This window comes from Marinobacterium sp. NO-S09 (genome assembly GCF_059179545.1).
On record NZ_CP168954.1, the window covers coordinates 2,281,599 to 2,299,103 of the forward strand.

The 17,505-nt window shown below is 55.4% G+C and carries 14 protein-coding genes; 12 read left to right on the forward strand and 2 right to left on the reverse strand.

The window, feature by feature from the left end:
* Positions 1-16: 16 nt before the first annotated feature.
* From O3C79_RS10585 to cydC, 6 genes are read left to right on the forward strand one after another with little or no spacing between them, the layout of a single operon-like run.
* Positions 17-673: a TetR/AcrR family transcriptional regulator gene (locus tag O3C79_RS10585; protein ID WP_494383071.1), complete on the forward strand. Its 657-nt coding sequence runs from the start codon at positions 17-19 to the stop codon at positions 671-673.
* The gene (locus tag O3C79_RS10590; RefSeq protein WP_494383072.1) at positions 673-1,152 is read left to right on the forward strand and encodes a L,D-transpeptidase family protein; all 480 of its coding nucleotides are present in this window, start codon (positions 673-675) and stop codon (positions 1,150-1,152) included. The genes O3C79_RS10585 and O3C79_RS10590 overlap by 1 nt, the downstream gene beginning before the upstream one ends.
* A gap of 22 nt (positions 1,153-1,174) precedes the next feature.
* Complete coding sequence (nagZ, locus tag O3C79_RS10595; RefSeq protein ID WP_494385790.1) at positions 1,175-2,167, forward strand: beta-N-acetylhexosaminidase; 993 nt, start codon at positions 1,175-1,177, stop codon at positions 2,165-2,167.
* Positions 2,167-3,321, forward strand: a complete 1,155-nt coding sequence (locus O3C79_RS10600) for a mechanosensitive ion channel family protein (protein WP_494383073.1) — start codon at positions 2,167-2,169, stop codon at positions 3,319-3,321. Before nagZ ends, O3C79_RS10600 begins: the two co-directional genes overlap by 1 nt.
* The gene (cydD, locus tag O3C79_RS10605; protein ID WP_494383074.1) at positions 3,318-5,024 is read left to right on the forward strand and encodes a thiol reductant ABC exporter subunit CydD; all 1,707 of its coding nucleotides are present in this window, start codon (positions 3,318-3,320) and stop codon (positions 5,022-5,024) included. The genes O3C79_RS10600 and cydD overlap by 4 nt, the downstream gene beginning before the upstream one ends.
* Complete coding sequence (cydC, locus tag O3C79_RS10610; protein ID WP_494383075.1) at positions 5,024-6,751, forward strand: thiol reductant ABC exporter subunit CydC; 1,728 nt, start codon at positions 5,024-5,026, stop codon at positions 6,749-6,751. Before cydD ends, cydC begins: the two co-directional genes overlap by 1 nt.
* A 40-nt stretch (positions 6,752-6,791) precedes the next feature.
* Here cydC and O3C79_RS10615 read toward each other — a convergent pair whose 3' ends face one another.
* Together O3C79_RS10615 and mfd are read right to left on the reverse strand one after the other, a co-directional pair.
* Positions 6,792-7,493 (reverse strand): CsiV family protein, encoded by a 702-nt coding sequence (locus O3C79_RS10615; RefSeq protein ID WP_494383076.1) that lies wholly within the window; start codon positions 7,491-7,493, stop codon positions 6,792-6,794.
* A 3-nt stretch (positions 7,494-7,496) separates the two neighbouring features.
* Positions 7,497-10,946 (reverse strand): transcription-repair coupling factor, encoded by a 3,450-nt coding sequence (gene mfd, locus O3C79_RS10620; protein ID WP_494383077.1) that lies wholly within the window; start codon positions 10,944-10,946, stop codon positions 7,497-7,499.
* 174 nt (positions 10,947-11,120) lie between these two features.
* Between mfd and O3C79_RS10625 the strand changes: the two genes are divergently transcribed.
* The 6 genes from O3C79_RS10625 to nqrE all read left to right on the forward strand — a co-directional run bounded on the left by O3C79_RS10625 (position 11,121) and on the right by nqrE (position 17,492).
* On the forward strand, positions 11,121-12,563 hold the full coding sequence (locus tag O3C79_RS10625; RefSeq protein WP_029511336.1) for a glyceraldehyde-3-phosphate dehydrogenase: 1,443 nt from the start codon (positions 11,121-11,123) through the stop codon (positions 12,561-12,563).
* Between the two features lie 326 nt (positions 12,564-12,889).
* Positions 12,890-14,230, forward strand: a complete 1,341-nt coding sequence (locus O3C79_RS10630; RefSeq protein ID WP_494383078.1) for a Na(+)-translocating NADH-quinone reductase subunit A — start codon at positions 12,890-12,892, stop codon at positions 14,228-14,230.
* Positions 14,231-14,242: 12 nt separating this feature from the next.
* Positions 14,243-15,451, forward strand: a complete 1,209-nt coding sequence (locus tag O3C79_RS10635; protein ID WP_494383079.1) for an NADH:ubiquinone reductase (Na(+)-transporting) subunit B — start codon at positions 14,243-14,245, stop codon at positions 15,449-15,451.
* Positions 15,441-16,217, forward strand: coding sequence for a Na(+)-translocating NADH-quinone reductase subunit C (locus O3C79_RS10640; RefSeq protein ID WP_076462508.1), 777 nt, complete (start codon positions 15,441-15,443; stop codon positions 16,215-16,217). The genes O3C79_RS10635 and O3C79_RS10640 overlap by 11 nt, the downstream gene beginning before the upstream one ends.
* Positions 16,218-16,220: 3 nt before the next feature.
* Positions 16,221-16,880 (forward strand): NADH:ubiquinone reductase (Na(+)-transporting) subunit D, encoded by a 660-nt coding sequence (locus O3C79_RS10645; protein WP_010325460.1) that lies wholly within the window; start codon positions 16,221-16,223, stop codon positions 16,878-16,880.
* Between the two features lie 3 nt (positions 16,881-16,883).
* Positions 16,884-17,492, forward strand: a complete 609-nt coding sequence (gene nqrE / locus O3C79_RS10650; RefSeq protein WP_010325459.1) for an NADH:ubiquinone reductase (Na(+)-transporting) subunit E — start codon at positions 16,884-16,886, stop codon at positions 17,490-17,492.
* The last annotated feature ends 13 nt before the right edge of the window (positions 17,493-17,505 follow it).

Genomic DNA, 17,505 nt, shown 5'->3' on the forward strand with positions numbered 1-17,505 from the left:
TTCAAGATTGATGGCAATGGAACAGCAGATGTACGACTCAATCGATACCGCCGGCAGGATACTGCGTGCGGCCGAAAAGCTATTTGCCGAGCAGGGGTTCAAAGGTACGACCATGCGTCAGATTACCACCGAAGCGGATGTTAATCTGGCGGCGGTAAACTACCATTTCGGGTCCAAAACCGGGCTCATTCATGCTGTTGCCGGCCAGACTCTGGAGCCCTTGTGTCAGGATATTGAAGCGGCCCTTGCCGAGCATGGCCGCACCGAGGTTGTTCCGCTTGGTCCATTGCTGAATATTCTGGCCTCGGCTTTGGTGCGCATTCACCAAAGCAACCCCTATGCATTGTCAGTACTGATGCGTTGTCTGGAGCAGGCGTATCGGCCAAATCAGGCTGAATTACAGGCATTTCTCCTCAACACCTATGGCGCAAGGCTGCATCACTTCCTACAGCACCTGCGCCATGGCAGTGGCGTTGAAGGCGAAAGTGAATTTTTCTGGCGTCTTCACTTTCTGCTGGGCTCGGTGGTATTTACGCTCTCCAACCTGCATGCGCTGGTCGCGCTCGATGCTGAAAGTGACAGCGATGAAACAGCGCTGGAGCCAGTTTTGCGCCGTCTGGTGCCGGTATTGACGGCTGGTATGCAAGCACCGCTACAGCACGAGATCAGCTGATGCTGTCATTAACCGTTTCCATCCGTCAGCAAAGTCTGTTTGTTATGAGAGGCGATGAGTGCCAGGTGGTCTATCCGGTTTCGACGGCCAGTGCTGGCGCCGGCGAGCAGAACGGCAGCGGCTGTACACCCCGTGGACGTCATTATGTGCGTGCTTGTATCGGTGGCGGGCTTCCCTTGGGAACTGTTTTTGTTGGTCGGCGTCCCACAGGGGAGGTATACACCCCGGCGCTGGCCGCGGAATACCCTCAGCGTGACTGGATACTGACCCGTATTCTCTGGCTTTGTGGTCTTGAGACCGGCCGAAACCGGGGCGGTTCAGTGGACACGCAGCGACGTTATATCTATATCCATGGCACCCCCGATACCGAACCTATGGGTGTGCCGCGTTCTCATGGCTGTATTCGCATGCGCAATGCAGACTTGCTTGCGCTGTTTGACCAGGTGCAGCCGGGAACGCCCATCCTGATCGAGGAGTAAGATCGTGACTACAGGCGTATTGATGCTGGATCTGGCGGGAACGGAATTAACCGACCAGGAGCGTCTCCTTCTGGCAGCTCCCGAAGTCGGTGGCCTTATCCTCTTTGCCCGCAACTATGAATCCCCTTCGCAATTGAGCAACCTGATGCAGGATATTCGCGCTGTGCGTGAGGACATTCTTGTTTGTGTGGACCATGAGGGCGGTCGGGTCCAGCGTTTCAGGGACGGCTTTACCCGTTTGCCGCCCATGGCGGTTCTGGGGCAGCGTTGGCAACAGGCGCCGGCTGAAGCAATTGCCTGGGCCCATGAGTTGGGCTGGCTGCTGGCCTCCGAGCTGCGTGAGTACGACATCGATTTCAGCTTTGCACCGGTGCTTGATCTGGACTGGGGTAACAGCAGTGTTATTGGCGACAGGGCCTTTGCTGACAATGCGACTGCCGTGACTGAGCTGGCCGGCGGCGTAATGGCGGGCATGCACGAGGCAGGTATGGCTGCTACGGGTAAACACTTTCCGGGACATGGCTGGGTAGCTGCCGACTCACATCTAGAACTTCCGGTTGATGAGCGCAGTTTCGCCGAGATTGAAGCGGATGACCTTCAGCCCTTTGCTGCTCTGGCAGGGCGAGGTCTTGATGCGGTAATGCCGGCCCATGTGATCTATCGCCAGGTATGCTCGGCGCCTGCAGGCTTTTCCCAATACTGGTTGCAGCAGGTGCTGCGTCAGCGTCTGCACTTCGATGGTGTGATCTTTAGTGATGATCTCAGCATGGAGGGGGCCGGTTACGCCGGTGACTTCAAGCAACGCTGTGATCTGGCGCTGGATGCGGGCTGCGATATGGTATTGGTCTGCAATAACCCTGAGGCGGCGGGGCAGGTGTTGGCGCATCTGCAGCAGCGTAAGATATCAGCCCACCCGCGTCTGCAGCGTATGCGTGGTCGCCCGGTTGCTGGCGTGGATGCGGAGCGCCTGCAGCGTGCGCGTCAGTTGGCTGAGCGACTCGTTGGAGGCGTCTGATGTTGGAGCAGATGCTGACCCCGACAGTTTCCCGATTGGTAGAGTTCTGGCCTTGGCTGAGTGATTACCGTTGGCAGCTGGGAGCCACTCTTCTAGTGGCATTGGTCTGTGTCCTGACTGTTCTGTTCAATATGGTGATGAGCCGGTTGATCAGTTATCTCAGTCATAAAGGCTCACAACTTGATGGGCAGTTGCTTAAGGCTGCGCGTTCACCCTTGAGAGCCATGATTTGGGTTCTGGGGCTATCCCTGCTGCTGGAAATCCTGGATCGTAACGAACTGGCTGCTACCGGTGCTGTTGGTGATGAAGTCCGGCGCTTCGGAACCATCCTCATTCTGGCCTGGGCAGGTCTGCGTCTGATTAAGGTGATTGAAGACTGGGTGATCGGCGCCACCGGAAGCCGGCAGCGCATGGATCGCACATCGGCCGATGCCATTGCCAAATTGATGCGCTTGATTCTCTTTGTGCTGGTCGGCCTGACCCTGCTGCAGTCTGCGGGTGTCAGTATCTCCGGTATTCTCGCCTTTGGTGGTGTGGGTGGTATTGCAGTCGGCTTTGCGGCTCGTGATCTGCTTGCCAACTTCTTTGGCGGTTTGATGATTTATATGGATCGTCCTTTTCGAGTGGGTGACTGGGTGCGCTCTCCTGATAAGGAAATCGAGGGGACAGTGGAGCATATCGGCTGGCGCCTGACGCGTATCCGCACCTTTGATCAGCGCCCGCTGTATGTACCCAATGCAACCTTTATAAATATCGCGGTCGAAAACCCCTCTCGCATGTTTAATCGCCGTATATTTGAACATGTGGGTGTGCGTTATGACGATGTGAGCCGGGTGCAGCAGATTGCGAATGAAATACGTGAAATGCTGTCCTCACATGATGAGATTGATACCCGTCAGACACTGATCGTGCACCTGAATCGCTTTGGTCCTTCGTCACTGGATATCATGGTGTACACCTTCACCAAAACCACGCAATGGGTTCGATATCATGAGATCAAGCAGGATGTCATGCTGAAGATTGCGCAGATTATTGAACGCAACGGTGCTGAGTTCGCTTTCCCGACCCAGACCGTGCATTTGGCAGGTACAGAATCAGAAGAGCCAGCCTTTGCAGGCTTTCCACCGGCAGGTGAAGGGCAGCTGCGTAAATGAGTCGTAGCGGTAATGCCCAGCAACGCTGGCTCAAGCAGCTTTCACGCACTGGTTCCAGCTGGATTCGCTTATCCATAGCGCTGGGGCTGGTGTCAGGCCTGCTCCTCATCCTTCAGGCGCATATCCTGGCCAGTGTGATTCATGACACCCTGTTTGCCGATGGCAGCCTGATGGATCAATGGGGGGCTTTGTCACTTTTCCTGGTTGCCTTGCTGCTCAGGGCCTTGCTGTCACCGATCAGGGAGTGGGCGGGACAGCAAAGCTCAACCCGGATACGTCAGTCCTTGCGCAAACAGCTACAGCAGAAGCTGGCGCATCTGGGGCCGGCCTATACCTCCGATGAGCGCAGTGGTCGACTGGTCAGTGAATTGATGGAGCAGGTTGAAGCCCTGGATGGCTTTTTTGCCCGTTACTTGCCGCAAATGTCGCTTGCGGCCCTGTTGCCGCTGGTATTCCTTGCCTTTGTGTTTCCGGTTAACTGGGCAGCAGGCCTGATTTTCCTGTTTACCGCACCGCTCATCCCTCTGTTTATGGCGCTGGTGGGCATCAAGGCCGCCGAAGCCAATCGTAGAAATTTCGAAGCGCTTTCACTGCTCGGTGCGCAGTTCCTGGATATAGTGCAGGGCATACTGACCCTGAAGCTATTTGATCGCAGTCGCGAGCAGGCGGATGTGGTAGCCCGTGGCGCTGAAGGTTTCCGTGTACGTACGATGCAGGTATTGCGCCTGGCATTTCTGTCCTCTGCGGTACTGGAATTCTTTGCTTCCATCTCCATTGCGGTTGTTGCCGTATACCTGGGCTTCAGCTTCCTTGGTCATCTCGACTTCGGTTACTGGGAGTCGCCGGTTACCCTGTATCAGGGGTTGTTTATTCTGCTGCTGGCGCCTGAGTTCTACCTGCCGCTCAGGGAGCTGGGTACGCACTACCATGCCAAGCAAGAGGCGGTCGCTGCGGCTGATCGCCTAAATACCCTGCTTGATCAGCATAGTCTGTCCCTGCCATCCGAGGGGCAAGGGCTGGATGGCGCCATCAAGTCAATCGAAATCAGTCAGGCGCAGCTCAGTTATCCGGGCCAGGCGCAGCCGGTTTGGTCTGACTTGAATCTGAAGCTTGTATCGGGGCGGCTGGTCGCGCTAATAGGCCGCAGTGGCTCGGGAAAATCATCGTTGTTGCAGGCGTTGTTGGGTTTCAGGGCACTTGATGCCGGTGAGATACGTGTCAACGGGCGCTTATTGAGTGATATAGGTACCGATGCCTGGTTGTCTCGTGTTGCCTGGGTGAGTCAGCATACCAGTCTGCTTCCCGGCACCTTGCGGGAGAATCTGCTGTTTGCAGCACCTGAGGCGGGGGATCAGGACCTCTATGCTGCCCTTGAAGAGGCTAATGCACTGGAGTTCGTGCAGCGTTTGCCGGAAGGTCTGGATACCCGGGTCGGTGAGCGAGGTGTCGGGCTTTCTGGCGGTCAGATACAGCGAATTGGGCTGGCGCGCGCCTTTTTGAAAAATGCCCCTGTGCTGCTGCTGGATGAGCCGACGGCCAATCTGGATCGCGACAGTGAGCGCCTGGTGCTGCAGGCGCTGGAGCGTTTGTGCCAGGATCGGCTGGTCTTGATGTTGACCCATCGTCGCGCGTCCATGTTGCGGGCTGATGAGATCTGGCGGCTGGAAGAGGGTAAGTTGATCGCGGTGGAGGCTGAGTACTGATGCGAGCACTGGTCCCCTTTATTCGATTGATGCGAGCGCATCTGGGCTGGGTCGTTCTGGGCATGCTGGCGGGCTTGTTAACGCTGCTTGCCAGTATCGGTCTTTTGACCCTGTCCGGCTGGTTTATTTCTGCGACAGCGCTGGCCGGGGGGAGCCTGGTGACAGCGCAGGCATTCAACTATTTTACCCCGGGTGCCGGTGTCAGGGGGTTTGCCATCCTGCGCACAGCCGGACGCTATGCCGAACGCATCACCACCCATGAAGCGACCTTCCGGTTGTTGGCCCAATTGCGGGTCTGGTTCTATACGCGCCTTGAGGCTTTGGGGCCTGCGCACCTGCAGCGGTATCGTTCCGCTGACCTGCTCAATCGACTGGTCAGCGATGTTGATGCGCTGGATAACCTTTATCTACGTGTTCTGGCACCTACTTTCATCGCAGGGCTGATCGGTCTTTTGGGCGTGTTTTTTCTCAGTCTTTTCAGTGTCCCTGTGGCGCTTGTTGCTCTGGCAGGTTTAGTGTTGGCAGGTGTGGGTGTTCCCTGGCTTGCGAATCGCGCCGGTCGTCGTTTGGGGCGTCGGCAGGTCGAGTTGACGTCCCTGCTGCGCACCGAGCTGACCGGTATGGTACAGGGTCTGGCGGATTTGAGTATATATGGCGGCGTGGACAGGGTTGTTCAGCGTACCCAGAAGGCCGAGCGGCGCCTGTATTCGATTCAGCGGCGCATGGCGCTGATCAGTGGTGCGGCTTCCGGGCTGAACACGCTGATAGCAGGTGTCAGTACTTTGCTGGTGTTGGTTATCGGTGTGGCTATGGTGCAGGAAGAGATGATTGCGCCGGCGATGTTGGCCATGCTGGTATTTTGTGTCCTGGCACTGTTTGAAGCAGTGGCGCCGCTGCCGCTGGCGTATCAGTATTTGGGGCGAACTGCGGCTGCTGCCGAGCGGTTACAAGAGGTGGCTGAAGCCGAGCCTGAGGTTGTGTTCCCGCAGGCAGGGGTAGAGCCGGTTGCGCCGGGCCGTATCGCATTTACCGATGTCACTTTTCGCTACCAAGAGGCTGCACCTCTGGCGCTGTGTGATTTCAATTTGACCATCGAGCCTGGTGAATCGGTGCTCATTCTGGGGCATACAGGCAGTGGCAAGAGTACCTTGTTGAACCTGCTCGCACGTTTCCATGATGTTACCCGTGGCGAGGTTGAATTGTCTGGTCTGTCTGTTCGTGATTTCAGTGAGTCACAGTTGCGTGCCCAGATCAGCACGCTGTCACAGCCCGTTGAGCTTTTTGCCGGTACGCTGGCCGACAACTTGCGATTGGGTAACCCGGCGGCGGATGATACGGCACTGTTACAGGTGTTGAGTATCGCCCGGTTGGATAAAGAGTTGGGTGATCAACCCCTGACGTATTCAGTGGGTGAGTCAGGTGGACGCTTGTCAGGTGGACAGCGAAAGCGTGTGGCGCTGGCCCGTGCCTTGCTGCGAGAAGCGCCCATTCTGTGGCTGGATGAACCGACCGAGGGTCTGGATATCGACACCGAGCGTCTTGTGATGCAGGCGGTGCTTGGCCGCTGTGTATCGCAAACACTGGTCGTGATCAGCCATCATTTGCAGATGGCAGATCAGTTTGACCGTGTTGTGATTCTGGATGCCGGTCGTATTGTCGAGCAGGGCAGGCCTGCTGAGCTGGCGGCGGATGCAGGCAGTCGCTTCAGTGAATTGCTGGAGCTGTAGATATCCTGCCTGATCAGGTAAAGACCTGTGGGAACAGGCCTTAGTTCACCGGTCGAATGCGCAAGAGTACCCCGAATTTGGGGTGATCTATGTAGTGGGTTTCCTTTGAGCGCATGCGGCGGGACTGGCTGAGTTGCCAGGTATTGGCGGGGGTTTCTGCTTCTGCCGGAAAGCCCACTACTTCTGGTGTCTCTACGCTATTTTTTGCGCCACTGTCGTCAATGCCCTGGTCCATCGACGCCGTTTCGGCGGCTTGCGCGGGTGTGCTGGTGTCACGCGGCATGTCGACCAGGCGGTTGGATGTGAGCTGCAGGTTCGGCTGGGCATGCAGGAAGCGTTGCTTGTATATGCTCAGGTTCCCGCTCAGAGCATAATCCTCGAAGTTCGCATCAATCAGAACCTTGCGTGCGCTTGACGGGCCGCCAATCGGCTGTAACCAGCCCTTATGATAGAGCAGGGCGTAGTTGTCGCTGCGAGATAAGGCTGCAGCATCACCCCTCAGTTGCAGGTCGCCGGTTGGCAGTTGCTCGAAATACTGTAGCGGGTAGCCGTTCCAGGGCGACAGGGAAATGCTGTCCAGTGTGTCCGGTGCTTCCAGTCGAGGCCAGAATTCGCCGCCATCATCGCTGTTCAGGTTGGCAAAAACGACCATTTCGACCTTGTACATGTCGGCTGCCTGCAGGCTGGTAGCAGCCACAGTGAGGCTCAGGGCCAGGGCGGTTCGGCGAAAAAACTTGGTCATGGTTCAGCGATTCTCCTTGGCTGACAATTGTCCCAGCAGGGCTTCAACGGCAGTGAAGCGAGATGCCGGTTTTTCCATGGGCTGAGTAAACCTGAGTATGCTGGCGCCGTCCAGTTTGAAATGCTTCGGCTGGCGCTGAATCATGTTAATAATCACCATGGGGTCAATAGAGGGCTCGGCCTCAAATTCGATTCGGCCACCCTTGTCACCGGCATCCAGTTTAACAATGCCAAGCGCTTCAGCCTTGAGTTTGATCTGGGTAAGGCGCATCAGGTTGCGGGTTGATTCCGGCAGCAGGCCAAAACGGTCGATCATTTCAACCTGCAACTCATCCAGTTCGGATTCGCTGCCGGCGTTGGCAATACGCTTGTACATGATCAGGCGATTGTGTACGTCTGGCAAGTAGTCGTCGGGTATCAGCGCCGGCAAATGCAGATTGATTTCGGTGCCATGATTGAGTGGCTTGTCCGGGTCTGGCGTTTTGCCTTCCTTGATGGACTGTATGGCCTGGTCCAGCATTTCCATATACAGACTGAAACCTACGCTCTGCATTTGGCCGCTCTGCTCTTCGCCAAGCAGCTCGCCGGCACCGCGAATTTCAAGGTCGTGGGTGGCCAGAGTAAAGCCGGCACCCAGAGTGCTGGATTGGCCGATGGCTTCAAGGCGCTTCTGCGCGTCTTTGGTCAGCAGTTTAACTGGCGGTGTCAGCAGGTAGGCGTAGGCCTGGTGGTGCGAGCGGCCGACACGCCCACGCAGCTGATGCAGCTGCGCCAGGCCAAACTTGTCGGCACGGTCAATGATAATGGTGTTGGCGCTGGGAACATCGATACCGGTTTCGATGATGGTGGTACAAACCAGTACATTGAAGCGCTTGTGATAGAAGTCACTCATCACCTGTTCAAGCTCGCGTTCGCGCATCTGGCCATGACCGATGGCGACGCGGGCCTCAGGAACCAGGTTGCTGATCTCTTCGGCCACGCGGTCGATGCTCTTGACCTCATTGTGCAGGTAATACACCTGACCGCCACGCAGCAGCTCACGCAGTATCGCCTCCTTTACCAGTGGTGTCTCACTCTGGCGTACGAAGGTTTTGACCGAGAGGCGTCGAGCCGGTGGTGTGGCGATGATGGACAGGTCACGTATGCCTGACATGGCCATATTCAGTGTACGAGGGATTGGCGTGGCCGTCAGGGTAAGGATATCCACCTCAGAGCGCAGGCTCTTCAGGCGCTCTTTCTGCTGAACGCCAAAGCGGTGTTCTTCATCGATGATCACCAGTCCCAGGTTTTTGAAGTTGATGTCACCCTGAAGCAGCTTATGCGTGCCGATCAGTATATCGACCTTGCCCTCGTCGACGGCTGCCATGGTTAGCTGCTGATCTTTTGCGCTTTTGAAGCGGGAGATAAGCTCGATATTCACCGGCCAGTCGGCAAAGCGGTCACGAAAATTCTCAAAATGCTGTTGGGCCAGCAGGGTAGTCGGCACCAGTACAGCGACCTGCTTGCCGCTTTGTGCGGCAATGAAGGCGGCGCGCATGGCGACTTCAGTTTTACCAAAGCCCACATCGCCGCAGACCAGTCGGTCCATGGGGGTAGCAGCTCGCATGTCGCTGACAACCGCTTCGATTGCGTTGGCCTGGTCGGGCGTTTCCTCAAAGGGGAAGCTACTGGCGAATTGCTGATATTCCTGTTCTTCAAAACCAAAGCTGAAGCCCTTGCGGGCTGCACGTCGGGCGTAGATATCGAGCAACTCTGCGGCAGAATCACGGACCTTTTCAGCGGCCTTGCGGCGTGCCTTGGACCATTGCTCTGTTCCCAGCTTATGCAGCGGTGCGGATTCATCGCTGGCCCCGGAGTAGCGCCCAATCAGATGCAGTGAAGCGACAGGTACATACAACTTGGATTCATTGGCATATTCGAGCACCAGAAACTCATTGTGCTGTCCATCCAACTCAATAGTTTGCATGCCTTGATAGCGGCCGACACCGTGGTCCACGTGCACGACAGGTGCGCCAATGGTCAGTTCTGACAGGTGGCGAATGGCCTGGTCGGCATCGAGTTGTTCCTTTTCCCGGCGCCGGCGCTGGAATATTTGCCGGCCAAACAGTTGTGTTTCGGTGATCAGGTGAAAATGACCGGGCAGGCTGAGCCCTTGCTCCAGCGGGAAGGTCGTGATCGCCAGGGGAATGTCCGACTCAATGAAGGCCGACCAGTTACTGCATTCAGTCAGTGGCAGCCCCGCTTTTTGCGCATGCTCCATAAGGGCTTCGCGGCGACCTGCGGACTCTGCACAAATCAGCACGGGATCGTTATGTTGCTGACGAAACTCAATCAGATTCAGCAGGGGGGCTTCACGCGCTGATGACGTCAGGTCGGGTGGCGGTTCGCTGGGCAGGTTGTCGCGGCCCGGACGTACATCCTCTGCTTCCTGTGTAGTACGCAGCACAGGACGCTGGCGCAGCTCTGCGAACAGCTCTTCAGTGCTGATAAAGAGTTCTTCAGGCGTAAGTACAGGGCGCTGCAGGTCTCCGCATCGCTCCTGATAGCGTTGGCTGACATCAGTACTGAAATGATCAGCTGCCGATTTGAGATCTGCATCATGCAAGATCAATGTAGTCTCAGGCAGGTAGTCGAGCAGCGTGGCCATGCCATCAAAAAACAGTGGAGAGTAATACTCGATGCCTGGCGGCGTCAGTCCACTGGATACATCCTGATAGATAGGGCACTGAGTGTGATCAACGTCAAAACGCTCACGCCAGCGCTGTTTGAACTGGCTGATGGCCGCTTGATGGAACGGAAATTCGCGCGCAGGCAGCAGCCGGATGCGTTCTACCTTCTCGATGGAGCGCTGTGATTCCGGATCAAAAGTGCGAATGCTGTCGATTTCATCATCAAATAGGTCGACGCGCAGCGGCAGGTCGCTACCTGTAGGGTAAAGATCGATAATGGCGCCGCGGATGGCAAACTCGCCATGCTCGTAAACCGTATCTACGGCGGTATAGCCGGCATCAATGAAACGCTGGCGCATGGCCAAGCTATCCAGTTTTTGTCCCTGTTCGAGAAATAGCGCGTTGGCGGTGACAAAACTGATCGGTGCAATACGATGCAGCAGGGTACTGACCGGGACGATTAAAACGCCGCGTTTCTGCTCTGGCAGCTGGTGCAGGGTGCGAACGCGCTCGGAAATAATATCCTGATGCGGTGAAAAGCTGTCATAGGGTAGTGTCTCCCAGTCGGGGAGCAGGTCAGCCGGCAGTTCCGAGTTGGTATAGAAACGGACTTCCTGTAACAGGCGTTCGGCAGTTTCCATATCCTGGCTGACCAGAAGGATCATGCCGTCATGCTCGCGGCTTAGTTGCTGCACGAGAAGGCCTGTCGCGCTGCCCCTTATCTGGCCAATACGCTTGATATCTCCAGGGCCTCTGGGAATCGGAACCTTGATTGCTGCAGTCAACGCTTGCTCCTCGCTCCATGCTGGTAAAGGCACTATTGTACCTTCTGGTGAGGGTGTTCGCAGCTGGTGGAGACACTAAGGACCAAAGTATACGGTGTCAGGTTTGCCCCCGATGGCCGAAAAGAGGATAATGCGCGCACCCAAATTGAGCGATGACAATTTCGGAGTTACCTCGTGAGCCAAGAAATGATTTTCGCAGACTGGAAAGCCCGTGAAGCAATCGCAGAAGCGATGGTGCCCCTGGTTGGCCGTCTGTACCGTGACCGCAACATTGAAATCTCTGTATACGGCCGCTTGATCGTCAAGCGTTCCGTTATCGATATCCTGAAAGCACACCGCTTCGTGCGTCAGATCGAAGGTGAAGAGATCTCCGTTGTGGATACCTTCCCTGTGCTGGAAGCCGTCGCTGCGATGGATGTGACCAATGCGCACATCGATATCGGCAAGCTGGCGGTTAAATTCCGCAACGAAGGCGATGGTCGCACTCTGCAGGCATTCCTGCAGGAAGAGCTGGCTGGTGCTTCCACTGAGCCGGCTGAAGCTCACGAAAGCACTGATGTCGTCCTGTACGGTTTCGGTCGTATCGGCCGCCTGCTGGCGCGCCTGATGCTGGATCGCGCCGGTGGTGGTCACTCTCTGCGTCTGCGTGCCATTGTTGTGCGCAAGGGCAAGGCAGAGAACGACCTGGAGAAGCGTGCCAGCCTGCTGCGTCGTGACTCCGTGCATGGTTCCTTCAAAGGCACCATCCAGGTAGATGAAGAGAACAACGCGCTCATCGCCAATGGTAATTACATCCAGATTATCTTCGCTGATGGCCCGGATCAGGTTGATTACACTCAGTACGGCATCAAGAATGCACTGGTGATCGACAACACCGGTATCTGGCGTGATGAAGCTGGCCTGTCTCTACACCTGAAATCCAAGGGTGTTGCGCGTGCGCTGCTGACTGCGCCGGGTAAAGGCGTCAAGAACATCGTGATGGGTGTGAACCATCAGGACGTTAACGACGATGATCGCGTCCTGTCTGCTGCTTCCTGCACAACAAACGCCATTGTTCCGGTCCTGAAAGCCGTAAACGACCAGTTTGGTGTTGTAAACGGTCATGTTGAAACCGTTCACTCCTACACCAATGACCAGAACCTGATCGACAACTACCACAAGGGTGATCGTCGTGGTCGCGCAGCTGCGCTGAACATGGTTCTGACCGAAACCGGTGCTGCCAAGGCTGTTGCCAAGGCGCTGCCGGAACTGGAAGGCAAGCTGACCGGTAATGCCATCCGTGTACCGACCCCGAACGTTTCCATGGCGATCCTGAACCTGAACCTGGGCAAGGATACCGACAAGGAAGAGTTGAACGGTTATCTGCGTGATGCTGCACTGTATTCTGATCTGCAGAAGCAGATCGACTACAGCAACTCACCGGAAGCGGTTTCGTCTGACTTCGTTGGTTCTCGTGCAGCAGGTGTTGTAGATGCGCTGGCGACCATCGTTGATGGCAACCGTTGCGTGCTGTACGTCTGGTACGATAACGAGTTCGGTTACAGCTGCCAGGTAATTCGCATGGCTCAGCATTTGGCTAAATGTACGCTGGATGCTTTCCCGGAAGCCAAGCACTAAGTAGCTCGGTTTTTGAACGCTAAAGGTCGCCGTGAGCGGCCTTTTTTGTATCTGATGTTTTATATATCAATATGAAATATACATATATGTAAAAGATCTATCACGAAGATTACATTTTGATGGCTGCAGGCCCAAGTAAAACAGTGGCTTGTAGAAAAATAACCGGAGTCTCGGTTATACTTGCAGGGATTTTTTGGTGGGAATTTCCCTGCATGAAGGGGTGGGCGCAAGTCGTTGTTTAGATTGGACGTTAGTCGAGTCTAAAGGCTGCGTCATTAAGTTGTGCAGAGAACCTCCTGGATATTTTTGTAAGTTGGGTGAGACTAATGATCAAGATCAATAAAGGTCTGGATCTGCCTATCGCGGGCGCACCGGAACAGACCATCACTGATGGTGCTGCCGTGCGTACCGTAGCTCTTCTCGGCGAAGACTACGTCGGCATGAAGCCGACCATGCTCGTCAAGGAAGGGGATCGGGTAAAACTCGGTCAGGCGATCTTTGCCGATAAAAAGACAGAAGGGGTCAAGTACACGGCTCCCGGCGCGGGTACTGTGAAAGCAGTCAACCGTGGCGAGCGTCGTGTGCTGCAGTCAGTGGTCATTGAACTGGATGATCAGGAAGAAGCAGTTGAGTTTGCCAAGTACCCGGCAGCTGAACTGGGTCAACTGACCCGTGAGCAGGTTGAAGAAAACCTGGTTGCTTCAGGCCTGTGGACTGCATTCCGTACCCGTCCGTTCAGCCGTGTTCCTCAGCTTGGCACTACGCCCAGCTCAATTTTTGTTACCGCTATCGACACTAACCCGCTGGCTGCTGATCCGTCTCTGGTGATCAAGGAACAGGCAGACGCTTTCAAAAGCGGTCTGACCCTGCTCACCCGTCTGGGCAGCAAGCAGGTATTCCTGTGTAAGGAAAGCGGTGCAGATATCCCTTCAGTTGATGGTGTTCGTACTGAGGAGTTTGCCGGCAAACACCCCGCAGGTAACCCCAGCACCCACATCCATTTCCTTGACCCTGTGTCTCAGGAAAAAACCGTTTGGACTATCGGTTACCAGGATGTAATCGCATTTGGTCAGCTGTTTGCCGAAGGTAAGCTGCCGACACAGCGTGTAATTGCGCTGGGTGGCCCTCAGGTCAACAAGCCGCGCCTGGTACGTGCCCGTCTGGGTGCCAGTACCGAAGAGCTGACCGCCTCTGAACTCAAATCCGGCAAGAACCGTATCATCAGTGGTTCAGTCTGGAATGGTCGTCGTGCGATGGGTCCTCATGGTTACATCAGCCGCTACGCCACCCAGCTGAGCGTTCTGCTGGAAGGTGATAGCCGTGACTTCATGGGCTGGATTGCGCCGGGCAGCAACAAGTTCTCCGTATTGAACATGTTTGCGTCCGTGTTTGCGCCGGGCAAGAAGTTCGATTTCACTACCACGACGAACGGATCCGAGCGGGCAATGATTCCCGTGGGTCAGTTCGAAGCGTTGATGCCGCTTGATATCCTGCCGACCCAGCTGCTGCGTGCACTGGTCACCGGCGATATCGTGACCGCGATGCAGCTCGGTTGTCTTGAGCTGGATGAAGAAGACCTGGCTCTGTGCACCTTCGCGTGCCCGGGCAAGTATGAATACGGTCCGATTCTTCGCGACAACCTGACGCGCATCGAGAAAGAGGCGTAAGAGAGGCTGGTCATGAGTTTGAGAACCGTTCTTGATAAAATGGAGCCGCATTTCCACAAAGGCGGCAAATATGAAAACTGGTACGCTTTGTATGAAGCGGTCGATACCATTTTCTACACCCCGGGTCATGTGACCAAGAGCCCTGCGCACGTTCGTGACGGCGTAGACTTGAAGCGCATCATGATCCTGGTATGGCTGTGTACTTTCCCGGCGATCTTCTTCGGTATGTACAACGTTGGTCTTCAGGCTAACACAGCTATGGCTGAACTGGGCCTTACCGAATCTACCGGTTGGCGTGGTGCTCTGGCAGCAGGCCTGACAGGTTTCAGTCCTGACAGTGTCTGGGACAATATCATTCATGGTGCTGTCTACTGGCTGCCGATCTATATCACAACCTTCGTCGTGGGCGGCTTCTGGGAAGTTCTGTTCGCCATGAAGCGTGGCCATGAAGTCAACGAAGGCTTCTTTGTGACCTCTGTGCTGTTTTCCCTGATTCTGCCGCCGACGATTCCGCTGTGGCAGGTTGCACTGGGTATCAGCTTTGGTGTGGTAATCGGTAAGGAAGTATTCGGTGGTACCGGTAAAAACTTCCTGAACCCGGCGCTGACCGGTCGTGCTTTCCTGTTCTTCGCCTACCCGGCGCAGATGTCAGGCGATGCGATCTGGACAGCGGTTGATGGTTTCTCCGGTGCAACCCCGCTGGGCCTGGCGGCCATGGGCGGTGTTGAAGCGGTTCTGAATGCCAACATCACCTGGTTCGATGCTTTCGTAGGTACTATCCAGGGCTCCGTAGGTGAAACCTCTACGCTTGCGATCCTGATTGGTGGTGTTGTCATCCTCTTTGCCCGAATTGCGGCCTGGCGCATTGTTGCCGGTGTATTCCTGGGCATGGTGGCGATGTCAACGCTGTTCAATATGATCGGTTCCGATACTAACCCGATGTTTAACATGCCGTTCTGGTGGCACCTGGTTCTGGGTGGCTTTGCCTTCGGTATGATTTTCATGGCGACTGACCCTGTGTCTGCGTCCATGACAAACACTGGTAAGTGGTTCTTCGGTGCGCTGATCGGCATCATGGTTGTCCTGATCCGTGTCGCCAACCCGGCATTCCCGGAAGGTATGATGCTGGCGATCCTGTTTGCCAACCTGTTTGCACCGCTGATCGACAACTTTGTTGTCCAGGCGAACATCAAGCGGAGGATGAAGCGTAATGTCGTCTAATAACGATACTATGGGCAAAACCCTGCTGGTGACCGTACTGCTGTGTGTTGTTTGCTCAGTAGTGGTTTCTGCAGCAGCGGTAATCCTGAAGCCAAAGCAGGTTGCCAACAAGGAGCTGGACCGTAAGAGCAATATTCTTGCGGCGGCAGGTATTTCCGACCCCAACAAGAGCGTGGATGAACTGTTTACTCAGATCACCACCAAGTATGTTGATCTGGATACCGGCAAATATGTTGATGTACCAGCTGGCTACGATGACGCCAAAGCGGCTAAAGATCCGCAGCAGAACGTGCGCCTGAGCCGTGAAGAAGACAAGGCTGGCATCAAGTCTATCGCTCAGATCAAACCGGTTTACCTGGTTCAGAGCGACAATGGCGATGTTGAGAAGGTGGTCCTGCCGGTACACGGTAAGGGTCTCTGGTCTACCATGTATGGATTTCTGGCGCTGGAAGGCGACCTGAATACCGTTGTGGGTCTGGGCTTCTTCTCGCACGGGGAAACCCCGGGTCTGGGTGGTGAAGTAGACAACCCGTCCTGGAAAGCCATCTGGCCTGGCAAGAAAGTGTACGGTGAAGACAAGACAGATCCTAAGATTACTCTGATCAAGGGTGCTGTTGATGCCTCTACGCCGAATGCCGAGTACAAGATCGACGGACTGTCCGGTGCCACGCTGACCAGTAACGGTGTGACCAACCTGGTTCAGTTCTGGATGGGCGAGAACGGTTATGCACCGTTCCTGAACAACCTGCGTGCAGGGGGGGCTTAATCCATGTCTAAGACTAAAGACGTTCTGGTAACGCCAATTTTCAAGAACAACCCGATCGCTTTGCAGATCCTGGGTGTTTGTTCTGCCCTGGCAGTTACCTCCAACATGGCGACCGCGATGGTGATGACGCTGGCAGTAATTGCCGTAACAGCGTTCTCCAACTTCTTCGTGTCGCTGATTCGTAACCACATTCCGGGCAACATCCGAATCATCGTTCAGATGACAATTATTGCCTCGCTGGTAATTGTGGTTGACCAGATCCTCAAGGCATTTGCCTACGAGATCTCCAAGCAGCTGTCGGTATTCGTTGGTTTGATCATCACCAACTGTATCGTAATGGGCCGTGCGGAAGCCTTCGCCATGAAGAACCCGCCGCTGCCTAGCTTCATGGATGGTATCGGTAATGGCCTGGGTTACGGTGCGGTACTGCTGTTCGTTGGCTTCTTCCGCGAACTGTTTGGTGCAGGTTCTCTGTTTGGTATCGAGATCCTGCCGCTGGTTAACAATGGTGGCTGGTACCAGGGCAACGGCCTGATGCTGCTGCCGCCGAGCGCATTCTTCCTGATCGGTATCTTTATCTGGATCATCCGTACCTGGAAGCCGGAGCAGGTTGAGAAGCCTGACTTCGAAATGGCTCCGAACACCAAGAAGGAGGCTGCGTAAGTCATGGAACAAATGATCAGCCTTGCTGTTAAGGCGATTTTCGTTGAAAACATGGCGCTGGCCTTCTTCCTGGGGATGTGTACCTTCCTGGCGATCTCGAAGAAGGTCCAGACTGCAATTGGTCTGGGTATTGCCGTTATCGTGGTGCTGGTCATCACGGTCCCGGTCAACAACCTGATCTTCAACTATCTGCTGCGTGAAGGTGCGCTGGCCTGGGCCGGTTATCCTGAAGTGGACCTGAGCTTCCTGGGTTATATCTCCTACATCGGCGTAATTGCCGCGATCGTACAGATCCTGGAGATGTTCCTGGACAAGTTTGTGCCGTCTCTTTACAACGCGCTGGGTGTGTTCCTGCCGCTGATCACCGTGAACTGCGCCATCATGGGTGCTGCTCTGTTCATGGTAGAGCGTGACTACACCTTTGGTGAAAGTGTTGTATACGGCGCAGGTGCCGGTATCGGTTGGGCGCTGGCAATTGCCGCCCTGGCAGGTATCCGTGAGAAGCTCAAGTACAGTGACGTTCCGCACGGCCTGCGTGGCCTGGGGATCACCTTTATCACTGTGGGTCTGATGTCTCTTGGCTTCATGTCATTCTCCGGCGTACAGCTGTAACCGGATGACAGGT